Origin of the sequence: Dermabacter hominis NBRC 106157, assembly GCF_001570785.1 — a bacterium.
In the GTDB taxonomy this organism is placed as follows: domain Bacteria; phylum Actinomycetota; class Actinomycetes; order Actinomycetales; family Dermabacteraceae; genus Dermabacter; species Dermabacter hominis.
The window spans coordinates 200,065-216,842 of the sequence record NZ_BCSI01000001.1 but is presented as its reverse complement, the minus strand read 5'-3'; the positions used below and the strand labels follow the sequence as shown (position 1 = coordinate 216,842).

Annotated in this window: 13 protein-coding genes and 1 tRNA gene; 2 read left to right on the top strand and 12 right to left on the bottom strand. The window is 61.6% G+C overall.

Annotated elements, in window-relative coordinates; genetic code table 11:
* Nucleotides 1-63: 63 nt before the first annotated feature.
* From rpoB to rplJ, 6 genes are all read right to left on the bottom strand, one after another.
* On the bottom strand, nt 64-3,549 hold the full coding sequence (gene rpoB, locus DEHOM01_RS00925; RefSeq protein ID WP_034372215.1) for a DNA-directed RNA polymerase subunit beta: 3,486 nt from the start codon (nt 3,547-3,549) through the stop codon (nt 64-66).
* Nucleotides 3,550-3,849: 300 nt separating this feature from the next.
* The gene (locus DEHOM01_RS00920; RefSeq protein ID WP_061211098.1) at nt 3,850-4,629 is read right to left on the bottom strand and encodes a hypothetical protein; all 780 of its coding nucleotides are present in this window, start codon (nt 4,627-4,629) and stop codon (nt 3,850-3,852) included.
* Between the two features lie 83 nt (nt 4,630-4,712).
* Entirely contained in the window at nt 4,713-5,489 is a 777-nt protein-coding gene (locus tag DEHOM01_RS00915) for a hypothetical protein (protein WP_061211097.1), read from the bottom strand.
* A 15-nt stretch (nt 5,490-5,504) separates the two neighbouring features.
* A complete protein-coding gene (locus tag DEHOM01_RS00910) occupies nt 5,505-6,359 on the bottom strand; it encodes a hypothetical protein (protein ID WP_061211096.1) in 855 nt (284 codons plus the stop codon).
* A gap of 149 nt (nt 6,360-6,508) precedes the next feature.
* Complete coding sequence (rplL, locus tag DEHOM01_RS00905) at nt 6,509-6,895, bottom strand: 50S ribosomal protein L7/L12 (RefSeq protein WP_061211095.1); 387 nt, start codon at nt 6,893-6,895, stop codon at nt 6,509-6,511.
* 117 nt (nt 6,896-7,012) lie between these two features.
* On the bottom strand, nt 7,013-7,528 hold the full coding sequence (gene rplJ, locus DEHOM01_RS00900) for a 50S ribosomal protein L10 (RefSeq protein WP_016664005.1): 516 nt from the start codon (nt 7,526-7,528) through the stop codon (nt 7,013-7,015).
* Between the two features lie 680 nt (nt 7,529-8,208).
* On the opposite strand from rplJ, the gene adhE reads away from it, so the two are divergent.
* A complete protein-coding gene (adhE, locus tag DEHOM01_RS00895; protein ID WP_061211094.1) occupies nt 8,209-10,824 on the top strand; it encodes a bifunctional acetaldehyde-CoA/alcohol dehydrogenase in 2,616 nt (871 codons plus the stop codon).
* Between the two features lie 93 nt (nt 10,825-10,917).
* Here the strand turns inward: adhE and DEHOM01_RS00890 are convergent, their stop codons facing one another.
* Nucleotides 10,918-12,099 (bottom strand): Gfo/Idh/MocA family protein, encoded by a 1,182-nt coding sequence (locus tag DEHOM01_RS00890; RefSeq protein ID WP_082738622.1) that lies wholly within the window; start codon nt 12,097-12,099, stop codon nt 10,918-10,920.
* Between the two features lie 371 nt (nt 12,100-12,470).
* Here DEHOM01_RS00890 and DEHOM01_RS00885 point away from each other — a divergent pair, with 371 nt between their 5' ends.
* The gene (locus DEHOM01_RS00885; protein WP_061211093.1) at nt 12,471-14,054 is read left to right on the top strand and encodes a peptide MFS transporter; all 1,584 of its coding nucleotides are present in this window, start codon (nt 12,471-12,473) and stop codon (nt 14,052-14,054) included.
* An 83-nt stretch (nt 14,055-14,137) separates the two neighbouring features.
* Here the strand turns inward: DEHOM01_RS00885 and rplA are convergent, their stop codons facing one another.
* The 5 genes from rplA to DEHOM01_RS00860 all read right to left on the bottom strand — a co-directional run bounded on the left by rplA (nt 14,138) and on the right by DEHOM01_RS00860 (nt 16,576).
* Nucleotides 14,138-14,857 carry a 50S ribosomal protein L1 gene (gene rplA, locus DEHOM01_RS00880; RefSeq protein ID WP_061211092.1) on the bottom strand — a complete coding sequence of 240 codons (720 nt, stop codon included), beginning with the start codon at nt 14,855-14,857 and terminating at the stop codon, nt 14,138-14,140.
* Nucleotides 14,858-14,862: 5 nt separating this feature from the next.
* The gene (rplK, locus tag DEHOM01_RS00875) at nt 14,863-15,294 is read right to left on the bottom strand and encodes a 50S ribosomal protein L11 (RefSeq protein ID WP_016664000.1); all 432 of its coding nucleotides are present in this window, start codon (nt 15,292-15,294) and stop codon (nt 14,863-14,865) included.
* Nucleotides 15,295-15,375: 81 nt separating this feature from the next.
* The gene (gene nusG, locus DEHOM01_RS00870) at nt 15,376-16,140 is read right to left on the bottom strand and encodes a transcription termination/antitermination protein NusG (protein WP_174519423.1); all 765 of its coding nucleotides are present in this window, start codon (nt 16,138-16,140) and stop codon (nt 15,376-15,378) included.
* Nucleotides 16,141-16,168: 28 nt separating this feature from the next.
* The gene (gene secE, locus DEHOM01_RS00865) at nt 16,169-16,432 is read right to left on the bottom strand and encodes a preprotein translocase subunit SecE (RefSeq protein ID WP_061211091.1); all 264 of its coding nucleotides are present in this window, start codon (nt 16,430-16,432) and stop codon (nt 16,169-16,171) included.
* A 71-nt stretch (nt 16,433-16,503) separates the two neighbouring features.
* Nucleotides 16,504-16,576 (bottom strand) — tRNA-Trp (locus DEHOM01_RS00860).
* Between the last annotated feature and the right edge of the window lie 202 nt (nt 16,577-16,778).

The following is a 16,778-nucleotide window of genomic DNA, read 5'->3' as shown; positions in this document are numbered from 1 at the left end:
ATCTTCGGGGGATGAAGGTCCGACGGTCGCTGGGCGAGCGTCGGACCCTCCCCCGACGATCGATCAGACCTCTTCGATATTGATCGCGCCCTCGTTCGGGCGGCTCGACAGGTTGATTCCGAGTTCCTCCGCGCTGCGGAAGATGTCGTCGTCGCGGTCGCGCACCTCGAGGTTCTGGCCGTCGGCGCCGAGGACTTCGACGTTCAGGCACAGGGACTGCATTTCCTTGAGGAGCACGCGGAACGACTCGGGAATGCCCGGCTCGGGAATGTTGTCGCCCTTGACGATCGCCTCGTAGACCTTCACGCGGCCCGTGATGTCGTCCGACTTGATCGTGAGGAGTTCCTGAAGGGCGTAGGCGGCGCCGTAGGCCTCGAGTGCCCACACCTCCATCTCGCCGAAGCGCTGACCGCCGAACTGGGCCTTACCACCGAGCGGCTGCTGGGTGATCATCGAGTACGGGCCGGTCGAGCGAGCGTGCAGCTTGTCGTCGACGAGGTGGTGCAGCTTGAGGATGTACATGTAGCCGACCGAAATCTCGTGCGGGAACGGCTCGCCGGTGCGGCCGTCGAGCAGGCGTGCCTTGCCGTTCGGGCGGATCATGCGCTCGCCGTCGCGGTTCGGCCTGTAGTTCTCGACGAGAGCGCCGAGCTCGGTGTCGCTCAGGCCGTCGAACACGGGCACAGCAACCGGGGTGCCGGGCTCGCCGTGCAGGGCGTCCTTCGGGAGATCCTTAGCGGCGGGGTTGGATTCGTCGATGTCCCAACCGGACTTCGCGACCCACCCGAGGTGGGTTTCCATCACCTGGCCGATGTTCATACGACCGGGCACACCCATCGGGTTGAGGATGATGTCCACCGGGGTGCCGTCTTCGAGGAACGGCATGTCCTCGACGGGCAGGATCTTCGCGATGACGCCCTTGTTGCCGTGGCGGCCAGCGAGCTTGTCACCGTCGGTGATCTTGCGCTTCTGCGCGATGTACACACGCACCATCTCGTTGACGCCGGTCGGGAGGATGTCCGAATCTTCTTCCGAATCGAACACGCGCACGCCGATCACGGTGCCGGATTCGCCGTGGGGAACGCGCAGCGACGTGTCGCGCACCTCGCGGGCCTTCTCACCGAAGATCGCGCGCAGGAGGCGCTCCTCGGGGGTCAGCTCAGTTTCACCCTTCGGGGTGACCTTGCCGACGAGGATGTCACCGGGGACAACCTCGGCGCCGATACGGATGATGCCGCGCTCGTCGAGGTCGGCGAGAACGTCTTCGCCAACGTTCGGGATGTCGCGCGTGATCTCTTCCTTACCGAGCTTGGTGTCCCGGGCATCGACTTCGTGCTCCTCGATGTGGATCGACGTGAGAACGTCGTCCTGGACGAGGCGCGAGGACAGGATGATGCCGTCCTCGTAGTTGTGGCCGTGCCACGACATGAACGCCACGAGGAGGTTCTTACCGAGCGAAAGCTCGCCGTCTTCGGTCGAGGGGCCATCGGCGAGGACCGATCCGGCCTCAACGCGGTCACCTTCGTCGAAGAGGACGCGGTGGTTGTAGCAGTTACCGGCGTTCGAACGCTGGAACTTGTCAATGCGGTAGGTCTGGTTCGTGCCGTCATCCGCCGCGACGGTGATGAGGTCGGCGGAAAGCTCGGTGATCACACCGGCCTTTTCCGCGACGATCACATCGCCGGCGTCGACAGCTGCACGACGCTCCATACCCGTACCCACGAGAGGCATCTCGGTGCGCAGGAGCGGGACGGCCTGGCGCTGCATGTTCGAGCCCATGAGAGCACGGTTCGCGTCGTCGTGCTCGAGGAATGGAATCATCGCGGTTGCGACCGACACCATCTGTCGAGCCGAAACGTCCATGTAGGTGACGTCGCTCGGGTCGATCAGCTCGGGCTCGCCACCGGGCATACGCGAGAGCACCTGGTCTTCGAGGAACTTTCCGTTCTCATCGATCTTGGCGTTAGCCTGAGCGATGATGTGACGATCCTCGTCGTCGGCCGTCAGGTAGACGATTTCGTCGGTCACGACACCGTCAACAACCTTGCGGTACGGGGTCTCGACGAAACCGAACGGGTTGATGCGCGCGAACGTTGCGAGCGAACCGATAAGACCGATGTTCGGGCCTTCCGGCGTCTCGATCGGACACATGCGGCCGTAGTGCGAGGGGTGCACGTCTCGAACTTCCATGCCGGCACGGTCGCGCGACAGGCCGCCCGGGCCGAGCGCCGAGAGGCGGCGCTTGTGGGTGAGGCCCGAAAGCGGGTTGTTCTGGTCCATGAACTGCGAAAGCTGCGAAGTTCCGAAGAACTCCTTGATCGCCGCGGTCACGGGGCGGATGTTGATGAGCGTGAGCGGCGTGATCGCTTCGACGTCCTGGGTCGTCATGCGCTCGCGAACGACGCGCTCCATGCGGGACAGGCCCGTGCGAACCTGGTTCTGGATGAGCTCGCCGACGGCGCGAATACGACGGTTGCCGAAGTGGTCGATGTCGTCCGTTTCCACGCGGATCTCGGTGCCGAAGCTGTTCTCCATGCTGTCCATGCCAGCGTGGAGAGCAACGATGTACTTGATCGTCGCGATGACATCCTCGAGGTTGAGCACGCTCTCACTGAGCGGGCCTTCGAGACCAAGCTTCTTGTTGATCTTGTAGCGGCCGACTTTCGCGAGGTCGTAGCGCTTGTCGTTGAAGTAGAGGTTGTTGAGCATCGTCTCGCCGGCATCGCGGCTGGGCGGTTCGCCCGGGCGCTGCTTGCGGTAGATGTCCATGAGGGCCTCGTCCTGAGACTCGACCTTGTCCTTTTCGAGCGTGGCGCGCATCGATTCGAACTCGCCGAACTCCTCGAGGATGTCGCTCTTGGACATGCCAAGCGCCTGGAGGAGGGTCGTCACGGACTGCTTGCGCTTACGGTCGATGCGCACACCGACCTGGTCGCGCTTGTCGACCTCGAACTCGAGCCACGCGCCGCGCGAGGGGATCACCTTCGCGCTAAAGACGTGCTTGTCGCTCGTCTTGTCGATGCTCTCTTCGAAGTACACGCCGGGTGAACGCACGAGCTGCGAGACGACGACGCGCTCGGTGCCGTTGATGATGAACGTGCCCTTGTCGGTCATGAGCGGGAAATCGCCCATGAACACGGTCTGGGTCTTGATCTCACCGGTCTCGTTGTTCATGAACTCCGCCGTCACGTACAGCGGGGCGGCGTAGGTGAGGTCCTTTTCCTTGCACTCCTCGACCGAGTAGTTCGGCTCTTCGAAGGAGTGGTTCCTGAAGGAGAGCGACATATTTCCGGCGAGATCCTCAATGGGCGAGATCTCTTCGAAAATGTCGGCGAGGCCAGAGGTCTGCGGGACGTCTTCGCGTCCGGCCGCTTCTGCTTCGGCCGCGCGCTCCTGCCAGCGCTCGTTACCGAGCAGCCAGTCAAACGAGCTCGTCTGGAGCGAAAGAAGATCGGGAACTTCGATGGGATCGCCAAGCTTCGCGAAGGTGACGCGGGGCGAGGCGGTGCGCAGTGCAGTGGTGTGAGAATCGGTGCTCGAGGCAGCCAAGGGTTATCCTTCCACGGGATGAGGACTCGTACACGCTTCGATAGACTCGATGTGTTTCGGCCCCTCATTCACGACCAACCCCGCTATATGAGTCGAATGAGTTGAAAAAGGGCGCACGAAACACGGGCGCTAAGTTTCAAGAGTATGCGAGAGCGGCTCTCCCCTCAAGACTTCGCACGAAAAAATTGGCGAGACTGTGGTCACGTCAACTGTCGGAGGGCTACCCCGCTCACCTCCGTGACGCAGGCCGTGCACTAGAGATCGCCGCGAGCAGCTCTCAATCGTGGCTGGTGCGTGAACTCACCGCGAGGCCTCACGCTCGAACTTTTTGAGCTGCGCCTCAATGAAGGGAGCAGTGTCTGGAAAACTCACATTCTCGATCTTGATAAAGATATGGTTCTTCCCTTTCGACACTCCCCCGAAGACCTCCCGCACGGTATTTCCGTCTCCGTCGGAAAAGTCCAGGTAGACGAACGAGGACTTCTCCCCCGCCCCCGACTGGAGGCTCTGATAAAAGCCCGGCTCTGTACTGCGTTCATCACCGCACAGCCCATCGTCGAGGTGGAAGAGCTGCATAATATCCACCTCTTCATCGGTGCGGAACGCCATGACCCGGGCTTTGGGGCGTCGGTGTTTATTGCGGCTGAATCCGCCCTCGTCTTCGGAGTAGCCAGCCACGACGACTGTGTTCACACCCGGTTGAGGGGCCTGCATCGCTTGGACGGCGACTTTGCAGCCTTTTCGGTAGTCGGCTTGAAGGTAGTTCGGGTCGGGTATCTCTACCGGAAAAGTGAGCCGCTGGCCTCTCGGCTTCTCGACCTCAACGGTGACCTCGTTGAAGCTTGACAGCTGGTCCGCTTCTTCAGCCGAAAGGAGCCAGCGTGCGAGCTCTGCTTGAGTTCCTTCGGAGCCCCCATGGTCCGACGGCTGCTCGCTCGACGCCGTTGCCGAGGGCGCAGGACGTGCGGTGCTCGCGGCTCCACAGCCCGAGACGCAAAGGAGGATTGCTAGAACGGCGCAAAGCGCCGCTCGGCTGCGCACGTTCGGTACGCGCCTCGTCACCGTCGGGGCATCGTTCATTCACTCTCGATTCCACCCCGCAGTCGGTGCAGAGTTTTGACACTAGTTGCGTCCCCAACCGTGGTGGAGAGGCCGCCGGTCACCTAATGGTCGCTCGCAATCGAACGGTCGAAGAGATCCAGCTGAGCATCAATCACGGCTCGAGCATCGTCATCACCGACATCGGACATGACGACAAAGATATGGCGCTTGCCGCTGGACTTTCCAGCGAGGAAGAACTCTTCGTGGGGAAGCTTGACGTGCACCCCTTCACCACCAAAAGGTTTTTCAACGGTGACCGGGGGCGCGCCCTGGATATTTCCGCACTTTTGCACAACATCGTTGTAGAAGTCCATGACGTTCATGTCGTCGGGGGTCGTCAGCGCGACAATCTTAATCATCGACTCCGCATTGACGGAGCCCGGAGCGGGCCGCCCTCGAAACACACTGGTCGCAACAGCCTCGGACGTAAACGATGTATTGTCGAGCGTGGCGACTGCGTCTGTGCATTCTGCTGAAATATTCGGGTGCTCGAGTGAGAAGCTCAGCTCGAAGTCGCCCTCCTCCTTGTCGACTTCTACCTCGCTGGGCTTCATGCCGTCCACCGGCAAATGCTCCTCGGTAAGAAGCCATGACTTCACATCATCGGGATTGCCCGCGGGCTGCTTTTTCCGGTCGGGAACGCCGCGCCCGCCGCTCCCCTTCGTTTGCCCGTTGTCGCCTGCATTATGCGAGGTCGACGAGGAGTCCGCTCGGTCGTTCTGCCCAGAATCGGCAAGCGCTCCACAGCCCACCAGCGATGTGGCTAGGGCGAGTGCGGCGAAGCCCGAAAACCACGTGCGTGGGCGGCGAGCAGACATGAGCGCAGGTGGGATGGCCATGGCAATCCTCATCGGTCAGGCGGCGTTCGTCACGGTCCGATCAAAAAGATCGATTTGGGCATCGATGTAGGTCTTCGCTTGCTCAGGCTCCACATTCGCCAGGATCATCCAGATATGGCGATTGCCGTGAGATTTACACGCAACCACCAGGTCGGCGGACCCCAACCGGGCGTGAATACCATCGTACTCCGAAGGTTTTTCCACGACCGAACTCGGCTCCCCGGGGGTATTCGCACACTCGCTGAGGACGTCGCTGTAGGCATCGCCGAGATTCATGTCCTCTTTGGTCACAATCGCAGCTGCCTGCACGTTCGCTGGCCCCGCTGCCGAACTGATCGCCTCGAAGTCACCTTCATACTTAGCGACGGCCATGCCCTGGATGGGAACTTCAACCTGGTTCAGTGCGGCCACAGCGTCCTTGCAGCTCTGCGATGCATTGGGGTGGTCGAACGTAAAGCTCAGGGTGAACGTTCCGTCGCCGGATGGGCCGCCTTGCAGCGCGTCGACCGTCACACCTTCGATGCCCTTGAGAGGGACGTAAGGGGTGTTCGCAAGCCACGTCGCGGGATTGTCCACGCTGCCGGCAGGCTGCTCCTCCCCTTGAGCTGCGGGGGTGCTTTCGTCGTCGGTGGGAGTCGTAGAGGAGGTGTCGCCCGGCGTGGCGCTCTGCGTATCGCTCGGATCGCCACTTGCCTCCTCGCTCGGCTCGGCAGATCCTTCACTCGAGGTCGAAGTGGAGGCCGCGGGAGAGGTTTCGTCCTTTTTAGCGACGTTGCTCCCGAGCGCCCCGCAGCCTGCGAGGGAAGTTGCAAGGAGCAGCGCGGCGACGCCTCGCGCGGCGCGGGTCAACGTGGGACGTGTACGTGACATGGGGGGGTCCTTAGGGCAGGGGGGGCAAGATCCGGGCATACCTTACCAGCGCCCCTTGAGAGCCTCCTCACACTCTCGGGCGGGCAGCAAAAAGGGCCGCCCCGGCAGGGGCGACCCTTTCGCTATGAGATGCGCCTAAAGCGCAGGAATCACTTGAGGGTGACGGTTGCGCCAGCGCCCTCGAGCTGCTCCTTGGCCTTCTCGGCGTCTTCCTTCGAGGCAGCCTCGAGAACCGGCTTCGGAGCGCCATCGACGAGGTCCTTCGCCTCCTTGAGGCCGAGACCCGTGAGAGCGCGCACCTCCTTGATGACAGCAATCTTGGCCGAACCGACCGACTCGAGGATGACGTCGAATTCGTCCTTCTCCTCAGCAGCGGCAGCTTCGCCACCGGCAGCGCCGCCAGCAGCGGCAACGGCAACGGGGGCAGCAGCGGTCACGTCGAAGACCTCTTCGAACTGCTTCACGAACTCGGAGAGCTCGATGAGGGTCATTTCCTTGAAAGCTTCGATGAGCTCGTCGTTGGTGAGCTTAGCCATGGGGCTAGTCCTTCCTGTCAAGTGGCACCCACGGGTGCCAGGCGCATGTGCGCCGGGTGTTTGTGTAAAAGGTTGTGCCGAGCGCGTGCATCACGCCTCGGGATGAGACTCGAAGCCTCAGCCCTCGTTCTTGGCACGCAGGGCGTCCACGGTGCGCGCGGTCTTGGTGAGCGGCGCAGCGAGAACGAAAACAGCCTTCGACATCGATGCCTTGAGAGCACCGGCAGTCTTGGCAAGAAGAACCTCGCGCGATTCGAGATCGGCAAGCTTCTCAACGTCGTCAGCCGTGAGGGCTTTGCCCTCAAAGTAACCGGACTTGACGACCAGCATGGGGTTGTCCTTGGCAAAGTCACGCAGAGCCTTAGCCGGTTCGACCGGCTCGCCCTTAATGAACGCGATCGCAGTAGGGCCGTTGAGATCGCCCTCAAAGGCGTCGATCCCAGCTTCCCGCGCCGCGATAGCAGCAAGCGTGTTCTTTACCACGGCGTAGGTAGTGTCGGCACCGAGCGAACGACGCAGCGTCTTGAGCTGGTCAACGCTCAGCCCGCGGTACTCGGTCAGAATTGCCGCGCTCGACTCGCGGAACAGTTCCGTGAGCTCGGCAACGGCAGCTGCCTTGTCAGGCCTCGCCATGGCCCTCCTTCCAGAGGTCTCGAGGCCGGCCTGAAAGCTTCAGTCATGAAAAAAGCCCTGACCGCAGGGTCAAGGCTTGAGCACGCACATAACGCGTATCGTTTCTTGAGCACCTGCGCAGGCCGTTTCACCACGGTGAAAGCTTTCGGTCCCCCTGATGGCAGGGCGACGACCGGCGGTCTTCGGTGAATTTAACTTTACCCCCCACGCCCGCGGCAGCGAAACCCCACGAGCGGTGATCCCTCCCACAGGTAAGCCACACTTCACACAGACGTGAATCAGGCCACAGTTCAAAAATGGGGACCAATATCCCTTCGGCTGCCGTCGGACCCCAACCGGCACGTTACCGCGCTTCCATTCCGGCCCCGCCACCCTCTCTCGAGGCCCAACTTCACCCAGCATTTATGGTCTCAATGAACATGCAGGTCATTCGGGGACCTTATACCCCTAGAGCGCTAGACTGGCGCTTGCGACCGAGACCAAAGCCGGTCCGGGCCCACTATTTCCAGATCCGAACGCCACACCCCCAACCTTCCGCAAACAAACTCTCTGACCTGCACTTTTGTTCAATCTAGACAGCTATCAATCGTTGTTGAGTGCACCACGGCAGCCACGTAGGTTGGAGTCACAACGACGTAACTTTCTATTCACTCCACCCGCAGAAAAGGATGGACACGCTCATGGCAGACGCCAAAGCTACGCCCGATACGGACACGCAGGCGATGATCGACGCTCTCGCAGACAAGGGCGCGACCGCGCTCAAAGAGTTCCGCGACTTCACACAAGAGCAGGTCGATCACATCGTGCACCAGGCGGCCCTCGCTGCCCTCGACCAACACATGGCGATCGCCAAGCACGCCGTCGAAGAGACCGGTCGCGGCGTGTACGAAGACAAGATCATCAAGAACATCTTCGCTTCCGAATACATTTGGAACTCGATTAAGCACGACAAAACCGTCGGCATCCTCTACGAGGACAAGACTCGCGGCGTTATTGAAGTTGCCGAACCCGTGGGTGTCATTGCAGGCGTCACGCCCACGACCAACCCGACCTCGACCACGATCTTCAAGTCGCTCATCGCCCTGAAGACCCGCAACCCGATCATCTTCGCGTTCCACCCGAGCGCCCAGGAAAGCTCCGCCCACGCTGCGCGCGTCGTGTACGAAGCTGCCGTCGAGGCCGGCGCGCCCGAGAACTGCGTGCAGTGGATCGAAACGCCGTCGCTCGAAGCGACCGGCTTGCTCATGAACCACGACAAGGTTGCTCTCGTGCTCGCCACCGGTGGCTCGGGCATGGTCAAGGCCGCCTACTCCACCGGCAAGCCCGCCCTCGGCGTGGGCCCGGGCAACGTTCCCGTGTACATCGACAAGACCGCGAAGATTTCGCGCACTGTCAACGATCTTTTGCTGTCGAAGACCTTCGACTCGGGCATGATCTGCGCATCCGAGCAGAGCGTCCTCGTTCACACCGACATCAACAAAGAATTCGTCGCCGAATTCGAAAAGTACGGCGGCTACTTCCTGAACAAGACCGAACGCACGAAGCTCGAGAAGTTCATGATCACCGACAAGGGTGGAGTCAACCCCGCACTCGTCGGCTCGAGCGCCCTCAAGATCGCCGAAGGCGCAGGGCTCAACGTTCCCGACTACACGAAGGTTCTCCTCGTGCCGATCGACGGCGTGGGCAAAGACCACCCGTTCAGCCAGGAAAAGCTCATGCCGGTACTCGGCTACAAGGTTGTCAAGGATGCTGCTGAGGGCTTCGATCTCGCCGATCAGCTTCTCGAACACGGCGGTCTCGGCCACACCGCCGTCATCCACACGAGCGACGAGAAGCAGGAGCGCGAGTACGGCATGGCGATGCGCGCGTGCCGCATCGTCGTCAACTCCCCGAGCTCGCAGGGCGGCATCGGTGACATCTACAACGGCCTCATCCCTTCGCTCACCCTCGGCTGCGGCTCCTACGGCCACAACTCGGTGTCGCGCAACGTGTCGGCCATCGATCTGATCAACATCAAGCGAATTGCGGAGCGTCGTAACAACATGCAGTGGTTCAAGGTTCCGAAGACCTACTTCGAGCGCTACTCCACCCAGTACCTGCGCGACATGGAAGGTATCAACCGAGCCTTCATCGTGACCGACCCGGGCATGGTCCAGTTCGGTTACGTCGACATCGTTCTCGAGCAGCTTCGCGAGCGCCGCAACCCAATCCAGTACCAGATCTTCTCGGACGTCGAACCCAACCCGAGCTCTGACACCGTGTTCCGCGGCGTCGAGCAAATGAACCAGTTCAAGCCCGACACGATCATCGCCCTCGGTGGCGGCTCCGCTATGGACGCGGCGAAGGGCATGTGGATGTTCTACGAGGACGGCAACGCCTCCTACTTCGGTATGAAGCAGAAGTTCCTCGATATCCGCAAGCGCACCTACACTTTCCCGAAGCTCGGTGAAAAAGCAAGCTTCGTGGCGATCCCGACGACCTCGGGCACCGGCTCGGAGTGCACCCCGTTCGCGGTCATCACCGACTCCGAGAACCACGTGAAGTACCCGATCGCCGATTACGCGATTCTTCCCGACGTCGCCATCGCCGACGCTCAGTTCGTGGACACTGTCCCCGCCCGCACGGCGGCTGACTCGGGCATGGACGCACTCACCCACGCGATCGAGTCGTACGTCTCGACGATGGCTTCGGACTACACGAAGGGCCTCTCGCTCCGCGCGATCCAGATGATCTTCGCGAACCTCCGCAAGTCGGTCCTCGAGGGCGACCGCGAGGCCAAGGAGAACATGCACAATGCCTCCACCATGGCAGGCATCGCTTTCGCGAACGCCTTCCTCGGTATCGTGCACTCGCTTTCGCACAAGGTCGGCGCCGAGTTCAACCTCGCGCATGGCCGCACGAACGCGATCTTCCTCCCGCACGTCATCAACTACAACGCGAAGAAGCCCGTGAAGCACGCGCTCTTCCCGAAGTACGAGTCGTTCCGTGCCGATGAAGACTTCGCCGAGATCGCCCGCGCTCTCAATCTCCCGGCGAAGACCACGGAGGAAGGCGTCGCCTCGCTCGTCAAGGCCGTCACCGAGCTCGCCGAGGACATTGGCATCGAGATGTCGCTCAAGGCGAACGGCGCGAAGCTCGAGCACCTCGAAAAGACGATCGACACTCTCGCCGATCGCGCCTACGAGGACCAGTGCACGCCGGCAAACCCGAAGCAGCCTCTCGTGAGTGAACTCAAGGCGCTCATCCGCGACGCCTTTGAGGGTGAACTCGACTACAGCGAGAAGCACGCGAAGTAAGCACGGCATTTCCGCCGCAACGGTATGAGGGGTGGCTCCGCTTGGCGGGGCCACCCCTTCTCACTGCCTCGGCACCGTTTGTGCGTCGTTCGGCTAGGCCTGCCCCGAGTCGAAATACTCGCGAATGTTCGCGGGCGCGGGAGGAACCTCGAACATCTGCCCGCCCGCGCGGATCGAAAGGGCGCCGTACACGCCCGTCGCGACCGCCTCGCGCGCGGCAATCACCGACACATCCGTACGACCACCGTTCCTCGCGAATTCGAGGAATTCATTGATGAGCCGTGGATCAGCACCGCCGTGGCCACCGTCGGCCCTCGCAATCACCTCCACCTGATCCGGGCGAGCGGCACCCGAGTGGCGCGAGTTCCACAGGTAGATCTGATCCCCGGCGTTGTCGCCCATGTTTTCGATCCGCCCTTCGTCGCCAATGACCGTATAGTTGCGCCAATAATCCGGGGTGAAATGGCACTGCTGGTACGAGGCATAGACGCCGTTGTCCAGCGTCATGTGGAGCATCGAAATGTCCTCGACGTCGATGACGGGGTTGAGTTCCCTCTGCTTCGATGGCGGATAGACGTCCGCATCGAACCAGTCCCACATAATCCGATCGGAATTATCGCGCCGATCGTCGATGTCGCCGTAAACCTCGAGACCCCCAATACCGGAAACCCGGCGGGTGTAACCACCCGCGAGCCAGTGAATAACGTCGATGTCATGAGCGCCCTTCTGCAACAAGAGCGAGAACGCCCGCGCACGCTCGGCGTGCCAATCCTTGAAGTAGAAATCGCCACCGGCCCCCACGAAATGCCGGCACCAAATGGCACGCACGCGACCGATTGTGCCGGTATCGATCATCTCCTTCATCTGGCGGATCACCGGCATATGGCGCATGTTGTGGCCCACGTAAAGCCGCGTGCACTTCTCGTAGGCGAGGTTCAACATCGCATCGGTGTCCTCGACAGAGATCGCCATGGGCTTTTCGGAAAACGTCGGTATACCCGCGCCGAGGGTTGTGAGCGCGATCGAGGCGTGCAGGTCGTCGGGCGCGAGGATCATGACCGCATCAACGTCGTGACTGTCCAGCAGATCATCGACGGTGTTCACCGTGTGGACGTCTTCGCCGATGATCTCGCGTGCTTTCTTTTTGCCTCGCTCGCTGGGATCCGCGACGACCGTGACGCGGGATCCCTCTCCCGGTTTATGCGCGTGACGCGCCAGAGCGCCGCGAGCGCCAAAACCCACCACTCCCACTCGAAGGTCGGCGTTGTGAATCAACGAGATCCCCTTTCAACAGCGGTGCAGGCGCAGCCTTCACTGGCGACCCTACGACGCACCGATCACGTGGCCTTGGCCATTAACAGTACCCAGTCAGATGGGGCGAACTCAGCAGCCGGGTCATGATAAACGGATGTCCCTTCGACCGCTATCGTGCCCTAGGTCCCTACATCTCTTACCGATCCGGGCAACCGGATCAGTAGTTGCCGTGATCACGTTTTTCACCATTTCTGACCCGAGGCAGACAAGCACGGTCTGATGTCATGAACGAAACACGGCGCGTACCCCGCGCCACCCCCGGCCACACACCGTGCGCCGGTTGGTCCCCCGCGATACGCGATCTATAGGAACGACACAGCAAGGATTTATCGATGACGACCAATCCGACCGCACAAGATTCAGCGGTATACAAGTACCGGCCCACGAAACTACGCACGGGTCCCTCCAAGAACGATAAGTCCTTCATCGGTCAACCCGGCGGCCTACCCTGGATGCTCCAGGTCGAAATGTGGGAGCGCTTTAGCTGGTTCGGCATGCGCGCGATCCTGCTGTACTTCCTCACCGATGTCGCTTCTAACCAGGGTCTCGGTCTTTCGGATACCGCGGGACAGGTCATCGTGTCCGCCTACGGCGCCGCGGTGCTCCTCATGACGATCCCGGGCGGCATCATCGCCGATCGCATCCTCGGGCCGTGGATCTCCGGGCTTATCGGCGGGTCGGTCATCATGCTCGGCCACGTGCTGCTGGCATTCCCTGCCGCGATCACGTCGTGGTCGGGCCTGATCTGCATTGCGATCGGTACCGGCCTCATCAAGCCGAACCTCGCGACGATCGTGGGCGGCCTCTACGATGAGGACGACCCGAGGCGCGATGCGGGCTTCCAGTACTTCTACATGTCGGTGAACGTCGGCTCGCTCGTTGCCCCGCTGATCGTGGGCTTCCTGCGCGGCCACTTCGGCTACCACGTGGGCTTCCTTGCCGCTGCCGTCGGTATGGCGCTCGCTCTCGTGTCGTTCTTCTACGGTCGCCACAAGCTTGGCGAATTCGCCTACCGCATCCCGAACCCGCTCCAGAAGGGCGAAGGCGCGCGTCTCGCCCTTGGTGGCCTTGGAGTTGTGGTCATCGCGACCCTGCTCGTCCTTGGCTTCAACGCACTTCTCGGCGAGTTGCACTCGGCGATTGCCTACTCGCTGTTTGCCTTCGCTCTCGTGATGAGCGCGTATTACTTCCTCACGATGTTCAAGAGCCCGAAGGTCACCGCTGAGGAGCGCACGCACCTCGGCGCGTTCTTGCCCTTGTGGGTCGGTCAGATCCTGTTCGTCGTGATCTTCGAGCAGGCCGCCGGCAAAATGGCATTCTTCGCCGAGAACAATACGGACCGCACGATCGGCGCCCTAAACCTCTCCCCCGAGGTTTACCAGTCCATCAACCCTGCCGCGGTGCTCTTGCTCTCGCCGGTGATCGCGTGGATCTTCACTCGCCGCAAGGGCAAGTTCCCGAACACGGCCGCAAAGTTCGCGCTTTCTCTCGTCATCATCGCGCTGTCGGCATTGCTCATGGGCTACGGCTTCGGAACGTGGCCGGGTGCGGGCATGCTCGCCCCGTTCTGGTACCTGGGCCTCGTGTTCGTCGTGCAGACGGTTGCCGAGCTGTGCATGAACCCCGTGGGCCTCTCGGTGACGACCAAGCTCGCACCGAAGCAGTTTGCCTCGCAGACCATGACCCTTTGGTACCTTGCGCCGAGCGTCGGCATGGGTCTCACGTCGGTGATTATCGACCAGGTGAAGAGGGCAAACCTCGGTGACGCCGTGTACTACTACGGCCTCGGTGCCGTGACCGTCGTCGTGGCGATCATTATGTTCTTGATTGCCCCCTGGGTGCAGTCGAAGATGGACGACGTCGATCAGCGCGAGCTCAGTGGAGCGCGTGATGTTGGCGTGAAGGTCGCGAAGTAATCGCACCCTCCTATACGAGAGTGGGCCCCGCGCATTGCGCGGGGCCCACTCTTTTATGCTGTGCTCTCCGGGAGCTTCGAGGCTCAGGCCTCGTCGGTCTCCTCGGTGAGGTTACGCGTACGGTTCACGTCGATCGGAACACCGGGACCGAAGGTCGTGGACATCGTGACCTTCGAGATGTAGCGGCCCTTCGAGCTCGCCGGCTTGAGGCGCAGAATCTCCTCGAGAGCTGCAACGTAGTTCTCCACGAGCTGCTTCTCGCTGAACGAGGCCTTGCCGATGATGAAGTGAAGGTTGGCAGCACGGTCAACGCGGAAGTCGATCTTGCCGCCCTTGATGTCGCTGACAGCCTTCGCGGTGTCCATCGTGACGGTGCCGGTCTTGGGGTTCGGCATGAGGCCACGGGGACCAAGCACGCGACCGAGACGGCCCACCTTACCCATGAGGTTCGGGGTTGCCACGGCGGTGTCGAAGTCGGTCCAGCCGCCTGCAACCTTCTCGATGAGGTCGTCGTCGCCGACCTCGTCGGCGCCTGCGGCGCGTGCTGCCTCGGCCTGGGGGCCGGTCGCGAACACGATGACGCGGGCGGTCTTACCGGTGCCGTGCGGGAGGTTGACGGTGCCGCGCACCATCTGGTCCGCCTTGCGGGGGTCAACGCTCAGGCGCATGGCGACCTCAACGGTCGAGTCGGTCTTCTTGGAGCCGGACTTCTTGACGATGCGCACGGCATCGAGGGGCGCGTAGTGGCGGCCTTCCTCAATGAGTGCGGCGGCGTCCTGGAATGCCTTTGATTTCTTTGCCATTTGGATCAGCCCTCCACCGTGATGCCCATGGAACGCGCGGTTCCAGCCACGATCTTCGCGGCGGCGTCAATATCGTTTGCGTTGAGATCGGGCATCTTGGTCTGCGCGATCTCCTTGACCTGCTCCATGGTCACCTTGCCCACCTTCTGGGTGTGGGGCACGGGTGAGCCCTTGTCAAGGCCTGCGGCCTTGAGGAGGAGGCGTGCAGCGGGCGGAGTCTTGGTGATGAACGTGAACGAGCGATCCTCGTACACGGTGATCTCAACCGGGACGATGTTGCCGCGCTGGCTTTCGGTGGCGGCGTTGTAGGCCTTGGTGAACTCAACGATGTTCACACCGGCGGCACCGAGTGCCGGGCCGATCGGCGGGGCAGGCGTCGCCTGTCCAGCCTGGATCTGGAGCTTGATAATGCTCGCGACCTTTTTCTTGGGAGCCATTGCTCTTCCTTCTTGTCGTGGTTCGGGCGGATACCGTTCGGCACCCTCCCACTACAGTCCCGCGAGTGCGGGCGGGCGTTTTCAGATCTTGGCGACCTGCTCGAAGCCCAACTCGAGCGGGGTCTCGCGGCCGAAGATCGACACGAGAACCCGAAGTTTCTGGTTGGTGTTGTCGATGTCCGCGATCGTGGCGGGCATCGTTTCGAAGGGGCCGTCCATGACGGTGACGGACTCGCCCACCTCGAACGCCGGGATGGCCTTTTCCTTGGCCTTGGAAGAAGAGGACTTCTTCTTCTCGGGGAGGTTGACCGACGGCGCCAACAGAGAGTAAATCTCATCGAACGAGAGAGGTACAGGATCGGTGCTGTTTCCCACAAAACCGGTCACGCCCGGGGTGTCACGCACCACGCGCCACGAAGCTTCGGTGAGATCCATGCGCACGTACACGTAACCGGGAATGCGCACGCGGCGCACGATCTTCTTTTGGCCGTTCTTGACCTCGGTCGCATCCTCCATGGGCACCTCGACCTGGAAGATGTAATCCTCCATGTCCTGGGTTTCGGTGCGCGTGAGCAGCTGGGTCTTCACACGGTTTTCGTGACCCGAGTAGGAGTGGATGACGTACCACTCGCCGGGTGCGGAACGCAGGTGACGCTTGAGGGCCACGACCGGATCCTCAACCGCGCTCTCGGAGTTTTCGTCGAGAACGGCGGGGGCCTCTGCGCCCTCGGCTTCCTCCGCGGGCGCTGCGTTTTCGGGAGCTTCGCCGCTCTCGGGGGCGTCGGCCATTTCCGGGGTGGTGTCGAGGGCCTCGTTTGCGAGGTCGTCGTGCATATCTTCTGCCACGAGTATCGTTTCCTTACTCTCGAAAATCTCAGTGCGCCGTGAACAGTGCGCGCGTGAGCGAGCCGAACACGAAGTCCATGCCGAACACGAGAAGGATCATGAACACGACGAACGCGACAACCGCAATCGTGTAGGTGACCATTTCGCGACCGGTCGGCGTGACAACCTTGCGCAGTTCCGTGAAAACCTGCTGGAGGAAGATCCAGCACGCCTTGAAGGGGTTCTTCGTGCCGATGGTCGACTCTTGCTCGAAGTCGTCACGAGTGGGGTCGGTCTCGGGGTGAACGCTCATCGTTTTCCTTCTCCATCTCGACGTCGGCAACGTGTCGATCGGGCGCTGGGGATTACCGCTTAAAGAAAAAGCAGGGCAGACAGGACTCGAACCTGCAACCTACGGTTTTGGAGACCGTTGCGCTACCAATTGCGCCACTGCCCTGTGCTTCACGAGCACTGCCCGAGGAGCGAAGCCCTCAAAAAGGGCCAGATACGATCATAGGGCAATTGAACGCCGCGGTCTAGTCACGAGGGCCCTTATCGCGATTGTGTGACGCACTCGGCTTGAATCAGGCGCTAGCGTCCTTTGCGGGCGCGTGACGCACGGGTTTCACGCGACGCTCTGCTTTTTCTGACAAGATCGA